General features: G+C 71.1%; 12 protein-coding genes. 9 read left to right on the forward strand and 3 right to left on the reverse strand.

Going from position 1 to position 16,639, the window contains the following annotated elements:
* Positions 1 to 61 precede the first annotated feature (61 nt).
* The 3 genes from LK06_RS11630 (at position 62) to LK06_RS11640 (ending at position 6,942) form a co-directional block, all read left to right on the forward strand.
* Positions 62 to 2,308: a bifunctional glycosyltransferase/CDP-glycerol:glycerophosphate glycerophosphotransferase gene (locus tag LK06_RS11630; protein WP_043433582.1), complete on the forward strand. Its 2,247-nt coding sequence runs from the start codon at positions 62 to 64 to the stop codon at positions 2,306 to 2,308.
* 125 nt (positions 2,309 to 2,433) lie between these two features.
* Positions 2,434 to 4,683 carry a bifunctional glycosyltransferase/CDP-glycerol:glycerophosphate glycerophosphotransferase gene (locus tag LK06_RS11635; protein ID WP_039647930.1) on the forward strand — a complete coding sequence of 750 codons (2,250 nt, stop codon included), beginning with the start codon at positions 2,434 to 2,436 and terminating at the stop codon, positions 4,681 to 4,683.
* Between the two features lie 6 nt (positions 4,684 to 4,689).
* Positions 4,690 to 6,942 carry a bifunctional glycosyltransferase/CDP-glycerol:glycerophosphate glycerophosphotransferase gene (locus LK06_RS11640; RefSeq protein ID WP_043407457.1) on the forward strand — a complete coding sequence of 751 codons (2,253 nt, stop codon included), beginning with the start codon at positions 4,690 to 4,692 and terminating at the stop codon, positions 6,940 to 6,942.
* Between the two features lie 73 nt (positions 6,943 to 7,015).
* Here LK06_RS11640 and LK06_RS11645 read toward each other — a convergent pair whose 3' ends face one another.
* Positions 7,016 to 7,429, reverse strand: a complete 414-nt coding sequence (locus LK06_RS11645; RefSeq protein ID WP_039647926.1) for an organic hydroperoxide resistance protein — start codon at positions 7,427 to 7,429, stop codon at positions 7,016 to 7,018.
* Positions 7,430 to 7,554: 125 nt separating this feature from the next.
* Here LK06_RS11645 and LK06_RS11650 point away from each other — a divergent pair, with 125 nt between their 5' ends.
* Entirely contained in the window at positions 7,555 to 8,061 is a 507-nt protein-coding gene (locus LK06_RS11650) for a MarR family winged helix-turn-helix transcriptional regulator (RefSeq protein WP_039647925.1), read from the forward strand.
* On the opposite strand, the gene LK06_RS11655 is transcribed toward LK06_RS11650, so the two are convergent.
* Entirely contained in the window at positions 8,009 to 9,535 is a 1,527-nt protein-coding gene (locus LK06_RS11655) for a glycosyltransferase family 39 protein (protein WP_086083303.1), read from the reverse strand. The genes LK06_RS11650 and LK06_RS11655 overlap by 53 nt on opposite strands.
* Before the next feature lie 202 nt (positions 9,536 to 9,737).
* Between LK06_RS11655 and LK06_RS11660 the strand changes: the two genes are divergently transcribed.
* From LK06_RS11660 to galE, 3 genes are all read left to right on the forward strand, one after another.
* Positions 9,738 to 11,009, forward strand: coding sequence for a glycosyltransferase family 87 protein (locus LK06_RS11660; protein ID WP_039647923.1), 1,272 nt, complete (start codon positions 9,738 to 9,740; stop codon positions 11,007 to 11,009).
* 44 nt (positions 11,010 to 11,053) lie between these two features.
* The gene (locus tag LK06_RS11665; RefSeq protein WP_052318923.1) at positions 11,054 to 12,679 is read left to right on the forward strand and encodes a glycosyltransferase family 2 protein; all 1,626 of its coding nucleotides are present in this window, start codon (positions 11,054 to 11,056) and stop codon (positions 12,677 to 12,679) included.
* Between the two features lie 65 nt (positions 12,680 to 12,744).
* On the forward strand, positions 12,745 to 13,725 hold the full coding sequence (gene galE, locus LK06_RS11670) for a UDP-glucose 4-epimerase GalE (protein ID WP_039647921.1): 981 nt from the start codon (positions 12,745 to 12,747) through the stop codon (positions 13,723 to 13,725).
* 155 nt (positions 13,726 to 13,880) lie between these two features.
* On the opposite strand, the gene LK06_RS11675 is transcribed toward galE, so the two are convergent.
* The gene (locus LK06_RS11675) at positions 13,881 to 14,504 is read right to left on the reverse strand and encodes a TetR/AcrR family transcriptional regulator (protein WP_039647919.1); all 624 of its coding nucleotides are present in this window, start codon (positions 14,502 to 14,504) and stop codon (positions 13,881 to 13,883) included.
* A gap of 199 nt (positions 14,505 to 14,703) precedes the next feature.
* On the opposite strand from LK06_RS11675, the gene LK06_RS11680 reads away from it, so the two are divergent.
* Both LK06_RS11680 and LK06_RS11685 read left to right on the forward strand, forming a co-directional pair.
* Complete coding sequence (locus LK06_RS11680; RefSeq protein WP_039647917.1) at positions 14,704 to 15,630, forward strand: ABC transporter permease; 927 nt, start codon at positions 14,704 to 14,706, stop codon at positions 15,628 to 15,630.
* A 79-nt stretch (positions 15,631 to 15,709) separates the two neighbouring features.
* Entirely contained in the window at positions 15,710 to 16,558 is an 849-nt protein-coding gene (locus LK06_RS11685) for an ABC transporter ATP-binding protein (RefSeq protein WP_039647961.1), read from the forward strand.
* Positions 16,559 to 16,639: the final 81 nt, after the last annotated feature.

The following is a 16,639-nucleotide window of genomic DNA, read 5'->3' on the forward strand; positions in this document are numbered from 1 at the left end:
AAGTCGCTCCGCCGGCCGTTCCCGGGCAGAACGCCCGCACCGACCGACTCATGGATGCCCCTTGCCCAGGTTCAGTGTCATCGTCCCCGCGTACATGGTCCAGGCGTACCTGGCCGAATGCCTGGACTCGGTGCTCTCGCAGTCGTATCCCGATCTCGAACTGATCGCCGTGGACGACTACTCACCCGACGCCTGCGGCACGATCATCGACGAGTACGCGGCCCGGGACGCGCGCGTGAAGCCCGTGCACCTGGCGGAGAACCAGGGTCTGGGCCGCGCCCGGAACGCCGGCGCAGAACGGGCCAGCGGTGACTACCTGCTCTTCCTGGACAGCGATGACACCCTGACGCCGGACGCCCTGGGGGCCATCGCGGACCGGCTGAAGGAGACCGGCGAGCCGGACGTCCTGGTGTACGACTACGCGCGCACCTACTGGGACGGCCGGACGGTCCGCAACCAGCTCGCCGCCCAACTCGCCCAGGAAGGTCCCGCACCGTTCCGCCTCGAGGACCGGCCAGGGCTGCTCAGGGTGTTGATGGTGGCCTGGAACAAGGCGTACCGGCGGGAGTTCGTGACGGAGCACGGCTTCACGTTCCCACCCGGCTACTACGAGGACGCCCCGTGGACCTTCCCGGTGCTGATGACGGCGGAGTCGATCGCCACCCTGGACCGGGTGTGCGTGTACTACCGGCAGCGCCGGCAGGGCAGCATCCTCGGCACCGTCAGCCGTAGGCACTTCGACCTCTTCGAGCAGTACGACCGGGTGTTCGCATATATCGCAGAGCGGCCGGAACTCGCGCAGTGGCGAGCGGAGTTGTTCCGGCGGATGGTCGACCACTGCGCGGTCGTGTACACCAGGCGGGACCGGCTGCCCCGCGGCAGCCACGGCGAGTTCCTGCGCCGGTCCCGCGCCCACTACCGCCGCTACCGCGTCCCCGGTACCAGGGTCCCGCTGCGGCACGCCTTGGTCCGCTTCGGCCTGCATCGCACGTTCCGGGCGCTCCGGCTGGCCTCGGCCGTCCGCCGCCGGGCGCTGAAGTCGGCCGGGGAACTCGCCCGCGCCCTGCGGTCCGGTGTGCTGCGACTGCACTACCTCATCCAGCTGCGACTGCCGTTGCACCCCGACCGGGCGGTGTTCACCGCCTCTTGGGGGAGCTGTGACCAGGGGGCACTGGTGGAGGCGTTCCACAGGCACGCCCCGCGCATCCGCACCGCGTGGATCGCCCGCCCCGAACAGCAGCATGCCGTCCCGCCGGGGCCGCGCCAGCTCCGCCCGGGCACGGCCGCCTACTGGACGGCACTGGCCCGGTCCAGGTACCTGATCGGCGCCACCGGCTTCGACCGCCGGCTGCGCAAGCGTCCCAGGCAGCTCTTCGTCCGGACCCACCCCGGCACCCCGCTGGGGCACCTGGGCCTCGACCTGCAAGAGCGTCCGGCAGCGGCCCGGAACACCGACTTCGAGGAGCTGTTGCACGACGTCGACCGGTGGGACTACGTCGTGTCCGGCAACCGACACTCCACCCTCACCTGGGAGCGGGTGTTCCCTGGCCGTTACACCACGCTGGAGTACGGTTTGCCGCGCAACGACGTCTTCCAGCGGGCGACCTCGGCGGAGGTGGCGCGGCTGCGCGAGTCGCTGGGCGTGCCCGAGGGCACGGTCGCGATCCTGTACGCGCCCACGTACCGCGACCACCGCCGCACCCAGCGCCCGCTGCTGGACCTGGAGCGTATCCTGCGCCGTCTCGGCCCGCGCTTCATGGTCCTGGCCCGCGCCCACCCCGGGTGCCCCGGTTCCCCCGGCCCGGGCGCCCGGATCGTCGACGTCAGCGGCCACCCGAGTGTGGAGTCCCTCTGCCTGGCTTCGGACGCACTGCTCACCGACTACGCGCCGCTCATGTTCGACTACGTCAACCTGGACCGGCCGGTCGTCGTGCACACCGAGGACTGGGAGGCGTACGAGGCGGCGCGCGGCACCTACTTCGACCTGCGTGACTTCCCGCCCGGAGCGGTCGCCCGGAGCGAGGACGAGCTGATCGACATCTTCACCACCGGCCACTGGCGCGGTTCGCGCTCCGCGCAGCTGCGGGCCGCGTTCCGGGAACGGTTCTGCCCCTACGACGACGGGCGCGCTGCCGAACGGGTCGTACGGCACGTCGTGCTGGGCGAACCGGCGGGGGTGCCGGAGATCGTGCCGCTCGCCGAGCGGAAGCCGGTGCCCTCGGCCGCGTCCGCGTCCGCGCGGGCACGTACCCCACTGGCCACCGTGCCACAACCTTCCGGCCCTCTCCCCGTCACCGAGAGCCGCTGAACACCGTTGATCTCTCCGGGAGTTCCCATGCCCCTCGGCTCGACCCGGCCCACCCCGAGCCGGCCGTCCACCTGGCGTCCGGCGGGACGGCCCGGCCGCGTCCGCAAGACGACAGAGAGAACAGAATGCCCCGCTTCAGCATTATCGTCCCGTCCCATGGGGTCGCCGGCCGGCTGTCCCAGGCGCTGGATTCGGTCCTCGACCAGTCCTTCGGCGACCTGCAGCTGATCCCGGTCTGCGACGCCCCCGAGGCTCCGGTCGCGGGGGGTCCCCCCTGTTCGAGCGCAGTCGGGGCCCCGGGGGAGATCGCCGCCGGATACGCCGAGCGGGACTGTCGGGTGATCCCCGTCCACTCGCCGCCGTCCGCCGGTCTGAGCGGGGCACGCAACGCGGGGATGCGGGCGGCGACCGGCGCGTACGTCCTCTTCCTCGACGGCGACGACCTGCTGCTGCCGGGCGCGCTCGCGGCGCTGGACGCCCGCCTGACCGAGACCGCCGGCGTGGACGTGCTGTACGTCGAGCACGAGCGCACCCCCTGGTGGGAGGGCGAACCGGGCAACCCGGCCGGGCCCCTGCTCGCCAAGGCTCCGAAGGGTGCCTTCACACCCGCCGACCTGCCCGGGCTGACCGGCGTGCAGGTGCCCGCATGGAGCGCCGTCTACCGCCGCGCCTTCCTCGCCGAGCACGAACTCACCTTCCCAGAGGGTCACTTCACCGACCTTGGCTGGGGCGGACTGGCCACGCTCGCCGCCGGACGCATCGCAGTGCTACGCCGGGTCGTCGTACGACACCGGCTACGCCGGCAGGGCAGCCGGCTCAACCTGCCCGGAGCACACCAGCACGCTCTGCTCGACCAGGTGGAGCTGGTGCTGACGCGAGCGGCCGAACGCGGGCTGCCCGTCGAGCGGACCGGGCCACTGTTCGAGCAATTGTTCGCGGTGGTGTTGAAGACGGTGTCGCACCCGGAACGGTTGCCCTCCGGGCACCGGGCGTTCTTCCGCCGGGCCGGCCGCCTCTACCGGAAGCACCGGCCGGCGGGCCACCGGACGCCGGGCGGCAGCCTGGGCGTGCAGCACCGGTTGCTGGCGACGGGCGCGTACACCGCTTTCCGCGCGCTGCGCGGCGCCAACCGGGCAGCCGCACACTCCGGCGAGCGGCTGCCGCGCCCCCGCACGCTGCGGAGCCGGCTGCGCTACGCCCGGGACCTGCGCCGCCCGCTCGACCCCGGCCTCGCGGTGTACTGCGCGTACTGGGGCCGCGGCTACGCCTGCAACCCGGCCGCGATCCACGCCAAGGCCCGCGAACTCGCCCCGCACATCCGCTCGGTGTTCCTGGTGGAGGCCGACCAGGCGCACACCGTGCCGGCTGACGTCGAGTACGCGGTGATCGGCTCCCGCCGTTACTGGGAGGTACTGGCCCGCGCCAAGTACCTCGTCAACAACGCCAACTTCGCAGAGGGAATCGTCAAGCGGCCCGGCAGCGTGCACCTGCAGACCCAGCACGGCACGCCGCTGAAGAAGATGGGCGTGGACCAGTCGACGTACCCGGTGGTGGCCGCACGGTCCGGCAGCTTCGCCAAGCTGCTGGGCCGGGTCGACCGCTGGGACTTCAACCTCTCCGCCAACCGGCATTCCACCCAGACGTGGGAACGCGCCTTCCCCGGCTCGTACGAGCACCTGGAGTACGGCTATCCGCGCAACGACGTCTACTACACGGCCACCGCCAAGGACGTCGCCCGGGTCCGGCGGGAGCTGGGCGTCCCCGAGGGCAAGACGGCCGTGCTGTACGCACCGACCCACCGCGACCACCACACCGGCTTCGAGACCGGCCTGGACCTGGAGGCGTTCTGCGAGGCGGCCGGCGAGGACATCGTGGTGCTGCTGCGGGCCCACTACTTCTACGACCAGGGCCGGGCCGGGGGCACCGGCCGGACCGGCCGGATCATCGACGTGACCGCGCACCGCTGTGCCGAGGACGTGGCCCTGGCCGCGGACGCGCTGGTCACCGACTATTCGTCGATCATGTTCGACTACGCCAACCTGGACCGGCCGATCGTCGTGTACGCCGACGACTGGGAGGTCTACCGGGAGACCCGGGGCGTCTATTTCGATCTGACGGCCGAACCGCCCGGACTCGTCGTCCGCACGCCCCAGGAACTGGCCGCCGTCTTCCGGGACGGCTCGTACGCGGGCCCGGAGGCCCGTGCGCTGCGGACCGCGTTCCGGGAGCGGTTCTGCGAGTTCGACGACGGACAGGCCGCCGAGCGCGTCGTGCGACGGGTGCTGCTCGACGAACCGCCGGAGGTGGTGCCGGCCGTGATCCCGCTCGCGGAGCGCATCCCCGCCCCCGCCGCCGCGACCCTCGTGAGGAGCTGACCCGCCGTGCCCCGCTTCAGTGTGATCGTGCCCTGCTTCAAGGTTCAGGGCTTCCTGCGTGAGTGCCTGGACTCGGTGCTGGCGCAGTCCTTCGACGACTTCGAGCTGATCGCCGTGGACGACCGCTCTCCGGACGGCTGCGGCGCGATCCTCGACGAGTACGCCGGGCGGGACACCCGGGTACGGGTGCTGCACCTGCCGCAGAACGTGGGCCTCGGCCTGGCCCGCAACGCGGGACTCGCCCAGGCCACCGGCGACTACCTGCTCTTCCTTGACAGCGACGACACCCTCACCCCGGGTGCGCTGCGGGCCATCGCCGACCGCCTGGCGGAGACCTCCGGCACCAGCGACCCCGACGGCCGCGACGGCCGCGACGGCCGCGACGGCCCCGATGTATTGGTGTTCGACTACGCGCGCACCTACTGGTGGGGCGGCACCCGGCGCAACGTGCTGGCACACCTCCTCGCCGAGGCGGGGGCGGACACGTTCGATGTCTCGGTGTATCCGCAGATCCTGGACCTGCTGATGGTGGTGTGGAACAAGGCCTACCGGCGGGAGTTCGTGACGGAGCACGGCTTCACGTTCCCACCCGGCTACTACGAGGACACCCCCTGGACCTTCCCGGTCATGCTCGGCGCCCGACGGATCGCCGCCCTGGACCGGATCTGCTTGCACTACCGGCAGCGTCGGCAGGGCAACATCCTGTCCACCACCAGTCGCAAGCACTTCGACATCCACGATCAGTACGAGCGGGTCTTCGCCTTTGTGGCACTGCGGCCCAAGCTGGCCCGGTGGCAGCCGTATCTGCACCGCAAGATGGCCGAGCACTGCCTGGACATCCTCGCCAAACCGGACCGGCTGCCGCCCGCCGACAAGGCGGAGTTCTTCCGACGCACGGCGGAGATGTTCCGTCGTCACAAGCCCGAGGGCGCCGTGGTCGTCGGCGAGGCCGCCGTGCTGGAGGGTTCCTGGACGGGATACCGGCTCAAGCGGCAGTCGGCGCGGGCCAGGAGGGAGGTGACCCGGCGGACGGGCGAGGCACGCCGAGCCGTGGCCGCACGGGCCCGCACCGGCTGGGCGTCACTGCACGCGCGGCGCTCCCTGGACGAGAACCTCGTGGTGTACTCGGCCTCCTCGCACCGGGGTGTACTGGGCGATCCTGCGGCCGTTTACCACACGGCGCGGGAGATCGCCCCGCAGCTGCGCGGGGTGTGGGTGGTCCGGGACACGGAGACCGCCGGACAGCTGCCGCCCGACGTGGAGCACGTGATCGTGGGTTCGCGGCGCTATCTGGAGGTCACCGCCCGGGCGAAGTTCTTCGTCAACGACGTCAACTGGCCCGGTGCACTGGCCAAGCGGCCGGGCAGCGTGCACATCCACACCCATCAGGGCACCCCGCTCAAGTACATGGGCGTCGACCTGCTGGACAAGCCGGGAGCCCGGCTCGGCTTGGACGTGCCGCAGATGCTGCGCCGGGCCGACCGCTGGGACCTCAGTCTGGTCGCCAACCGCCACTCCGAGCTGGTCTGGGAGCGGGCCTACCCGTGCCACTTCACCTCGGCGCGCACCGGCAGCCCCCGCAATGACGTGCTGGTCAGCCGTGATCGCGGTGACTTCAGGCAACGGCACGGCATCCCCGAGGGCAACAAGGTCGTGCTGTACGCACCGACCCGCCGGGACTACCGCAGGGGCGGCCACGTGGACCGGCTCGACCTGGCCAGGTTCGCGGCCGACCTCGGTGAGGGGTTCACGCTCGTGGTCCGGCTCCATCCGTCGCTGGCCGGCGGTCCCGCACGGGGCATGGGCCTCACGGAGCAGGCCCGGCGCGGGATCGTGGTCGACGCGACCGACGAACCCCGTGTCGAGGAGGTACTGCTCGCCGCCGACGTGCTGGTCACCGACTACTCGGCCGTGATGTTCGACTACGCCGTCCTGGACCGGCCGATCGTGCTCTATGCCGATGACTGGCCCGCATTCGTGGCGAGCCGTGGTGCGTATGTCGACATCACGGCCGACCCGCCGGGTCAGGTCGCCCGTTCCTACCGGGAGCTGGCCTGGCTGTTCGCCTCGGGCTCGTGGCGGGACGAGGAGTCGGCGCGGCTACGGGCGGACTTCCGGGACCGGTTCTGCGAGTTCGATGACGGGCGGGCCGCCGAGCGCGTGGTGCGGACGCTGTTGCTGGGAGAGGCGATGCCCCCGGTGGGGGTCGCACGGATCCCGGGCCAGTCCTCCGGCCGGGAGGTGCCGGCATCGGCGTAGAGCCGGGTGGCAGGGGCCGGTCCCGGGACCAACGGCATCCCTGGGGGAACCGGCCCCTGCAGGAGGCTGACGGTCACTCGATGACGAGCTCGACGTCGATGTTGCCGCGGGTGGCGTTGGAGTACGGGCAGACCTGGTGGGCGGTCTCGACCAGCTTGCGGCCGGTCGGCTCGTCCACGGTGCCGGGCAGTTCGACGCGCAGGGTCACCTTCAGCCCGAAACCCTCGCCCTGCTTGCCGATGCCGACCTCGGCGGTCACCGCAGCGTCGCTGACGTCCACCTTCGCCTGCCGTCCGACGAGCCCGAGGGCACTACCGAAACAGGCGGCGTAACCGGCAGCGAAGAGCTGCTCCGGGTTGGTGCCCTGGCCGGTGCCGCCCAGTTCCACCGGCATGGCCAGGGCGAGGTCGATCTTGCCGTCGGAGGAGACGGCACGGCCCTCGCGGCCGTGGGTGGCGGTGGCGACAGCGGTGTAGAGCGCATCCATGGAAGACCATCCCTCATGAAGTCGGAGATCACGGTGGCCCCTGTTCCCGCCACCGCACGACCATAAGTAGAGCACACAATTAAATTGTGCACAACTAAATGGCTCGCAAGAGCTATCCTGGACGTATGACCGCCACGCCGCCTCCTGCCACCCCCTCCGGTACGCCCCCGGGCGATGTCGGCTGGCTCCGTCTGGACCGCCAGATCTGCTTCTCCCTGCACGCGGCGTCCCGCGCCTTCAACGGCGTCTACCGAGTGATCCTCAAGGACCTCGGGCTCACCTACCCGCAGTACCTGGTCATGCTGGTGCTGTGGGAAGAGGGCGACCTGCCCGTCAAGAAGCTCGGCGAGCACCTGCGGCTCGATTCCGGCACGCTGTCCCCGCTGATCAAGCGGTTGGAAGGGGCCGGCCTCGTACGACGCGAGCGCAGCGCGCACGACGAGCGGTCGGTTCGGGTGCGGCCCACTGAGGAGGGCATCGCATTGCGCGATCGCGCCCTGGAAGTACCACGGCGGATCGTGGCGGCGACCGGCTTCGACCTGGAGGAGATCGCCGAGCTCCGCACACGGCTCGACCAGCTCACCACCGCCCTGGACGCGGCAGCATCGGCACAGGCGCGGGACGTTCGCTGACCCGGCGGACGTAGAGCCGGACGGTCACCCCGTTCCGCGCCGTGTCCTCCCGCTCCCAGAACTCCTGGTTTAGCACTGCGAGTTTGGCGCGCTCGGTGCGGCTGCCCGGGATCCAGCGGCCGGTGACCAGGTCCAGGTCGGCCACGACCCACACCCGGTCCAACCCGGCCAGTCTGCGGCGCAGTTCGCCGGGCCCGACCTCACGCCCGTACAGCGTCCCCGAGGCGCGTGCTCCCTCCACCAGGGCCACGTCCCGGACTCCGCGGAACGCCCCCGGGTACGTGAGGGCCACATTGCGCGTGTGCGCCGGTAGGAACAGCACCGGGTCCCCGGGGCTCAGCTCCCTCCCGGCAACCCGGGAGACGGCTGCGAGATCGTCGGGCCGGGTGCCGGGGTTGCGGTCCGCGCGCAGCAGCGGCAGCTGGTGCAGAAGGGAGACGGCTGCGGCCAGCACCCCGGCGAGGGTGACGAGCCAGGACCGCGAAAGGGGGCCGCGCCACGGCAGGCAGTCCCCTCGCGTACCGCGGGCGGCCGACCGCGCCACCGCCCCGGCCACCGCATCCGCTCCTGCAGCCACCAGCAGCACGGCCCCGCCCAGTGCGTACAGCACGTACCGGTCGACGTACAGCGGCGAGAACTGTGACACCAGCATCAGCACCAAGGGCGGCACCACCGCCAGCGGCAGAGCCACCCTGGCGCAGGTGACCTCCCCCGGCCGCCCGGCCAGTCCCGCCAGCCCCGCCACGGCGAGCCCCAGACACACCCAGTACACCCCTGCCGTCGGCCCCAGAAACCCCCGCAGCAGTCCCTCCGCGGTGGCCACCGTGGGCCTGCGCAGCCATGCCACCTGGGCCGCCTGGGTCCGCGACACCAGGACCAGTGGCAGCAGGGCGAGCACGACCGCGCCCGCCGCGCACCCCCAGCCCCGCCACACCCGCGCACCGGCCCGGGCGAGCACCAGCGACACCGCGTGGGCGAGCAGCAGCAGCACCGCGAACTCGTGCAGCCAGCAGGTGACGCCGAGGACGGCTCCGTACGCCCACCACGAACCCCCCTGCGCAGATCGTACGAACAGCAGCGTGGCGCCGGTGGCGCCGGCCGCCACCAGGGCGTAGGAACGACCCTCCTGGGCGTAGTGGCCCGCCATCGGGGCGACGGCGTAGAGCAGGCCGGCCCACAGGCCGACGCGCGGCCGGACCAGTCGGCTACCGAGAGCGCCCACTAGGCCGGCCGTCACCGCCGCCGCGCACACCGACGGCAGCCGGAGGACCACCTCGCCCGGATGGACGGCGAGCACGGCGTGCACGAGGAGGTAGTACAGACCGTGCACCGCGTCCACATCGTGCAACAGCTGCCAGATCTGCGGCACCGTGCGGCGCGCGACCTGGAAGCTGACGGCCTCGTCGCGCCACATCCCACCCCGGTCGAGCCCCCATAGGCCCAGCCCGAGCATCACCAGCGCGGGCGCGTACACGGCGACCGCCCGATGCGACCGCGGTTTCCATGACTGCACCCTCCGCAAGGACGGAATCTGCACCTGCGGTTTCCGCGGCTGCGGTTTCACACGAAGCCCGACGTTCACCATGGACCGATCTTTTGCGATTAGTCAGCCTTTGCCGGTCATTGACGGCGTATCGGCGTGGATACACCATCCGCACCGCTTAGGCTCCCATGCGATGAACCGTCACCGTGTCACCTCCGGCCCGGTCCTCGCCCTCACCGCCCTCTGGCTCGCCACCCGCACCCTGATGCTCTGGCTGTTGGTCCACGACAGCGCCCCCCTGCTGGGCGGGGGCTCGGTGACCCGGGAGGTGTGGCGGCTATACCACCACTGGTACGGCGTCCTCGCGCACGGCGCCTTCCCGACCCACGACGCGCTGTGGCAGTACCCTCCGGGCGCTGGCGCGGTGCTCCTGGCACCGGGCCTGCTGCCGGGAGTGACGTACTTCCAAGCGTTCGTGGTGCTGACCCTGGCCGTGGACGCGCTGACCGCCGCAACGCTGGTCCGCACCGGCACCCGTCCCGGACGGAGCCTGCGCGGTGCGGCCCTGTGGACGGGCGGGCTGCCGCTGCTGCTGCACATCCCGCTCGCCCGGTACGACGTCCAGGTCACCGCCCTGGCCGTGCTGTCCCTGCTGCGGGCGTCGCGTTCCCCGCGCGCGGGCGGGGCGTTCGCGGCGTTGGGCGCGCTGGTGAAGGTGTGGCCGGCGCTGCTGCTGCTCGGCACGCCCCGGGGGCGGACAACCCGCACGGCATGGGGGTGGGCGGCGATCACCGGAACCGCCTGCCTCTGCCTGCTCTCCTTCTGTTTCACCGATCCGCTGTCCTTCCTTCGGGAACAGAGCGGGCGCGGGGTGCAGATCGAGTCGCTCGGCGGCACGGCGCTCAACCTCGCACGGCACGCCGGCTGGTCCGGCCGGCCCCGCTACCAGTACGGCGCGATCGAACTGGTCGGCCCGTACGTGCACGTCGTCGCGACCGCCTCGCTCGCACTCACGGGACTGGCCTTCGGGCTGCTGGTGCTGTGGCGGCTGCGCGCCAGGCGCTGGAGCGAGGCCACGCCGTATGACGCGGCCCTGTGCGCGGTGCTGCTGTTCACGGTCACCAGCCGGGTCATCAGCCCGCAGTACCTGATCTGGCTGCTGGGCCTCGCCGCCGTGTGCCTCACCTCGCGGCACACCGGCCAGCGCCCGGTGGCCCTGCTGGTCCTGGCGGCTTCCGCGCTGAGCACGGTGGCGTTCCCGATGTGCTACCGCGAGGTGATCGCGGGAACCTGGACCGGCTGCCTGTTGATGCTGGGCCGCAACGCGCTGCTGGCAGCCGCCGCCGCGCTGTCGTTCGTCCGGCTGTGGCAGTCCACCCGGACATCCTCCGGAAAGAACGCGCCAACCACGCAACCCCGCCCTGTTTCCCACCGTCTTCTGAATCGACCACTAAGCATCTCCTAACGGACTATTACCCCGCATTCCTACGCTTCCGGCCCGTGGACCCCATGCATCCAGACCCGTCAGACCAGCCGTCCGACCATCAGGTCGAGGCCGCTGCCGTCGCCGTCGTCGTCATCGGCTACAACGACCGTGCCCACGTGGGCGATGCGGTGCGTTCCGCGCTCGCCCAGGGACCCGCGGTCACCGAGGTGATCGCGGTGGACGACTGCTCCACCGACGACAGTGCCGAACTACTCACCCGGCTGGCCGCCGGCGAGCCCAGGGTGCGGGTGGTCCGCCGGGAGGAGAACAGCGGCGGCTGCGGCAGCCCGCGCAACACCGGGATCGACGCGGTGACGGCACCGTACGTGATGTTCTTGGACAGCGACGACGTGCTGCCGCCGGGTGCGGTGGACGCGCTGCTGGCGGCGGCCACACAGGCCGGTGCCGAAGTAACGAGCGGACTGTGCGTGCGCCGGGAACTGCCCTCGGGCCGCGAACAGCCGTGGCAGGCCTCCCTCTACGCGGCCCACGCCGTCCTCGCCCATCCCTCCCAGCGCCCCCGACTGGTCCACGACACACTGTGTGTCAACAAGCTGTACCGCACCGGCTTCCTGCGCGCGCACGGCATCCGCTTCCCCGAGGGCCGCTTCCTCTACGAGGACTTCGTCTTCACCGCACGCGTCCTGGCCGCGGGACCGCGCATCGCACTCGTACCGGACACCGTGTACGTGTGGCACGTGCGCCGGTCCGCCGAGCAGTTGTCGCTCTCCCTTGACCGGGGGCGCATAGCCAACTGGAAAGCGCGCGTCGAGGCGTGCACGCTGGCGTACGACATCCTGCTGGGCGCCGGGCAGAAGGAGCTGGCGCGGGCCGCCCGGGCCAAGTTCCTCGACCACGAGGTGCGCATGTACACACGCGAGCTGGGCCTGCGCGACGCTCACTACCAACGCGAGTGGTGGGCGCACACCCGCGAATACCTCGCACGCTACGACGCCACCGACTGGGAACTGAACCCCGCCGCCCCCGGCCGCCTGATCGCCCAGGTCATCCTGGCCTCCCCCGAGCCACGCGACCTGCCCCGCCTGCGCGAACTGGCCGCCCGCCCGGCACGGCTGCTCCCGCCCCACGCCCGTACCCCCGACGGTGTGCCCGTCTGGTCCACGGACCTGCCGCAGGTCACCCTGGCCCCGCTGCAGACCCGCCCCACCGGGGCTCTGCCGCTCACGGTGGAGGCGCAGGTGCGTCCACGCGCACGCACCTCACTGCTGTGCCTGCGGCTGCACGAGCTGTACGGCAGGGTGGCCGAGGCGGGCCCGCGCGAGCTGGAACTGCACTGGCGCTCACGGGAGGGCGACCGGACGACCGCCCACATGACGACCACCCTCACGGCCTCCGACGCAGACACCTGGTCGGCCGAGGTGCCCGTCGTCCTGGCCGCGTTCGGTGAAGGCACCTGGGACCTGCACCTGACGCTCCGCTTCGCGGACGGCACGCACCGGGACGTCACGGCACACGCGCTGGCCGGCGCCGACCGGCTGCGCCGGCACGCCGTCCCCAGCGTCCGGCACGGCGTGCTGCTGGTGCAGCCGTACGCGACGCACTCCGGGGCACTGGCCCTGCGCATGGCGACGGGGCTGCACGGAGTTGTCAAGGTGGTCCGCGGCCGGCTGCGCCGGCTGCTTCACTGAAGACATGGGCCGACCGGCGAACGACAAGCCGGCAGGCTGACGAAGGTAAGAGGAGACAGTCGCACATGACCTGGCTGATCACCGGCGGCGCCGGATACATCGGGGCGCACATCGTCCGGGCGATGACCGAAGCGGGCGAACGCACGGTCGTCTACGACGATCTGTCCACCGGCGTCGCCGAGCGGGTGCCGGCGGAGGTCCCGCTGGTCCGGGGCTCGACACTGGACGCCGACCGGGTGGCCCGCACGCTCGCCGACCACGACATCACCGGGGTCGTCCACCTGGCGGCGAAGAAGCAGGTAGGCGAGTCGGTGGATCGCCCACTGCACTACTACCACGAGAACGTCGAAGGGCTGCGGGTCCTCCTGGAGGCGGTGACCACGGCGGAGGTCCCGTCTTTCCTCTTCTCCTCCTCGGCCGCCGTCTACGGCATGCCGGACGTCGACCTGGTCACGGAGGAAACCCCCTGTCGTCCCCTGTCCCCCTACGGCGAGACGAAACTGGCCGGCGAGTGGCTCGTCCGTGCTGCGGGCCGGGCAGCAGGGCTGTCCACCGCGTCTCTGCGCTACTTCAACGTGGCCGGCGCGGCCGCCCCAGAACTCGCCGACACCGGGGTGTTCAACCTGATCCCCATGGTCTTCGAGAAGCTGACCGAGGGCGCCCCGCCGCGCATCTTCGGCGACGACTACCCGACCCCCGACGGCACCTGCGTCCGCGACTACATCCACGTGGTGGACCTGGCCGAGGCCCATGTGACCGTGGCCCGTGCCCTCAGCTCCTCCCCCGGCACCGACCTGACCCTCAACATCGGCCGCGGCGAAGGCGTCTCCGTCCGCGAGATGATCGACCGGATCAACGGGGTCACCGGCTACAACCGCCCTCCGGTCGTCACACCCCGCCGCCCCGGCGATCCCGCCCGCGTCGTCGCCTCCGCCGACCGCATCGCCACGGAACTGGGCTGGCACGCCAAGTACGACGTCCAGGACATGATCACGTCGGCCTGGGAGGGCTGGGTGCGCACGCATCCGGGGGCGGCACGGTCATAGGGGAGCCCTCGCCCCGGGCACGGCGGCCCGCGTCCCTCCGGTGCCCGGACGGCCCGTGCCCGGCCCTCGGATGCGGAGCGATCGCCGGCGCGCGCACTGCGCGCGCCGGCACCACGACCTTCCTGGCGGGCCAGGGGCGGGCGCTGCGGCCGGAGTCACACCGCCCGCAGCGCCCCCGCGGTCGCCCTCGCCAGTTTCTCCAGGTACCCCTTCGGCAGCTTCGGTGCGCGGATCACCACCGAGCGCCAGTACAACGGGCCGGAGATCAGGTCCAGGGCCAGGTCCGGGTCGATGCCCTGCTGGATCTCGCCCCGCCCCTCGGCCGCCGCCACGATCTTGCTCGCCACGCCCTCCTGGCCATCCCGCAGAGCCTTCTGGAGGGCCTCGGCGATGTCGGGGTTGCGGGCCGCCTCGGCCTGGAGATCGGGGATGATCTGGGAAGCCACGGGGTGGCGGAGCGCGCGGGCCGTGACCTCGTAGAGCAGGCGGAGGTCACCCTCCAGGGAGCCCGTGTCGGGCACCGGGAGACCCAGTACCGCCATCGCCGAGACGACGTCCAGGACCAGGTGCAGTTTGGAGCGCCAACGACGGTACACCGCCGTCTTGCCGACGCCGGCCCGGCGGGCGATCCCCTCGATGGACATACGCGCGTAGCCGACGGCCGCGAGTTCCTCGAAGACGGCCGCCCGGATGGCCTCGGTCACGTCCTCCCGCAGCACGGCCGCCCCGGCGGGGGTCCGGCGGCGCGGACGCGGCGGCTCCTCGGCGTTCGTCGTCATGCCGACAGCATAGGGCGTCACGACGAAACGGTTGCGTTCCGACGCGTATTGGGCCTACGCTCGCGTTGCGACGATACGGTCCCGTCCCGACGTAAGAAAACGATAGGGAAAGCACGAGGAAACGCCGGGCGACGGACCACGGACGCGGCCGGACGCAGCCGGACGCGGCACCCCCTCCCCCCGAGCGAAAGCAGCGGATGTGAGCCAGGTCCTCCACACACCGCCCCCGACCCAGACCCCTGTCCGACCCCCGACCGGTCACGACCTCACAGCGCTGGCCGCCCGGCACGGCCTGTCGGTCAGCGGGGCCCGCCCCTCCCTGCCGGAGTACGTCCGTCAACTGTGGGCCCGGCGCCACTTCATCACCGCCTTCGCCACCGCCAAACTCACCGCGCAGTACAGCCAGGCGAAGCTCGGACAGGTGTGGCAGGTCATGACCCCGCTGTTGAACGCGGCGGTCTACTACTTCATCTTCGGCGTACTGCTCGGCACCAAGCGCCACGTACCCGACTATGTGCCGTTCCTGGTCACGGGCGTGTTCATCTGGACGTTCACCCAGAGCTCGATCATGGCGGGCACCCGGGCGATCGCCGGCAACCTCGGCCTGGTCCGCGCCCTGCACTTCCCACGCGCTGCCCTGCCGATCTCCTTCGCACTCCAGCAACTGCAGCAGCTGCTGTTCTCGATGGCTGCGCTGATCGTCATCCTGCTCAGTTTCGGCGTCCCCGTCGCCGCCTCCTGGGTCCTGGCGGTCCCGGCGCTCGTTCTGCAGTTCACCTTCAACGCCGGAATGTCGATGATCATGGCGCGGCTGGGCGCCAAGACTCCGGACATCGCGCAGCTGATGCCCTTCGTCCTGCGCACCTGGATGTACGTGTCCGGCGTGATGTGGAGCATCGACAAGATCACCCATAGCGATCACCTGCCGCACGTGGTCACCGTGCTGCTGCAGATCAACCCGGCCGCCGTCTACATCGACCTCATGCGGTTCGCACTGATCGACAGCTTCCACTCCAGCTCCCTGCCCCCGCACGTGTGGGTGGTGGCCACCGGATGGGCCCTGCTCTCCGGGATCGGCGGCTTCATCTACTTCTGGAAGGCTGAGGAGACGTACGGCCGTGGCTGAGCACAACAGCGGGACGACCGGGCAGTCCGGGTCGTCCAACAGGTCCGGAACCAGCGACAAGGGCGAGAAGGCCCCCACCATCGTCGCCGACGACGTCGACATCGTGTACCGGGTCAACGGCACCGGGGCCGGACGCGGCACCGCCACCGCCGCCCTCAACCGCATCCTGCGCCGCAAGCAGGCGGAGAAGGCAGCGGGCGTACGCCGGGTGCACGCGGTGAAGAAGGTGTCGTTCGTCGCCTACCGGGGCGAGGCGATCGGGCTCATCGGGACGAACGGTTCCGGCAAATCGACCCTGCTCAAGGCAATCGCCGGACTGCTCCCGGTGGAGAGCGGACACATCTACACGAACGGCCAGCCCTCCCTCCTGGGCGTGAACGCCGCCCTGATGAACGACCTCACCGGCGAGCGGAACGTCTTCCTCGGCGGACTGGCCATGGGCATGTCCCGGGAGCAGGTCAAGGAGCGCTACCAGGACATCGTCGACTTCTCCGGGATCAACGAGAAGGGCGACTTCATCACGCTACCGATGCGCACCTACTCCTCCGGCATGGCCGCCCGTCTGCGCTTCTCCATCGCCGCCGCCAAGGACCACGACGTCCTGCTGATCGACGAGGCGCTCGCCACCGGAGACCGCTCCTTCCAGAAACGTTCGGAGCGGCGCATCCGCGAGTTGCGCGAGCACGCCGGCACGGTCTTCCTGGTCAGCCACAACAACAAGTCGATCCGTGACACGTGCGAGCGGGTGCTGTGGCTGGAACGCGGCGAACTGCGCATGGACGGGCCGACGGAGGAGGTCCTGAAGGAGTACGAGGCCTTCACCGGCGACAAGAAGCCGGCCCCGAAGAAGTCCGCCCCCGGAAAGAAAACCGCGGCCGGCGGACCCCCACCGCAACCGGACGCGCCGAAGATCCCTCTTCCTTCGTAAGCCCGGCTCCATCCGGGTTTCTTACCCCAGGTTTGATTATCCCTTTCATTCATTCAGTGACATTATGTTACGAAAGGCACC

The sequence above is a fragment of the Streptomyces pluripotens genome (assembly GCF_000802245.2).
Lineage (GTDB): Bacteria > Actinomycetota > Actinomycetes > Streptomycetales > Streptomycetaceae > Streptomyces > Streptomyces pluripotens.

Excerpts from the sequence above, each read along its gene's own strand:
- LK06_RS11675 (WP_039647919.1), bottom strand. The coding sequence starts at position 14,504 with ATGACGACGAACGCCGAGGAGCCGCCGCGTCCGCGCCGCCGGACCCCC.
- LK06_RS11635 (WP_039647930.1), top strand. The coding sequence starts at position 2,434 with ATGCCCCGCTTCAGCATTATCGTCCCGTCCCATGGGGTCGCCGGCCGG.
- LK06_RS11650 (WP_039647925.1), top strand. The coding sequence starts at position 7,555 with ATGACCGCCACGCCGCCTCCTGCCACCCCCTCCGGTACGCCCCCGGGC.
- LK06_RS11645 (WP_039647926.1), bottom strand. The coding sequence starts at position 7,429 with ATGGATGCGCTCTACACCGCTGTCGCCACCGCCACCCACGGCCGCGAG.
- LK06_RS11660 (WP_039647923.1), top strand. The coding sequence starts at position 9,738 with ATGAACCGTCACCGTGTCACCTCCGGCCCGGTCCTCGCCCTCACCGCC.
- galE (WP_039647921.1), top strand. The coding sequence starts at position 12,745 with ATGACCTGGCTGATCACCGGCGGCGCCGGATACATCGGGGCGCACATC.
- LK06_RS11665 (WP_052318923.1), top strand. The coding sequence starts at position 11,054 with ATGCATCCAGACCCGTCAGACCAGCCGTCCGACCATCAGGTCGAGGCC.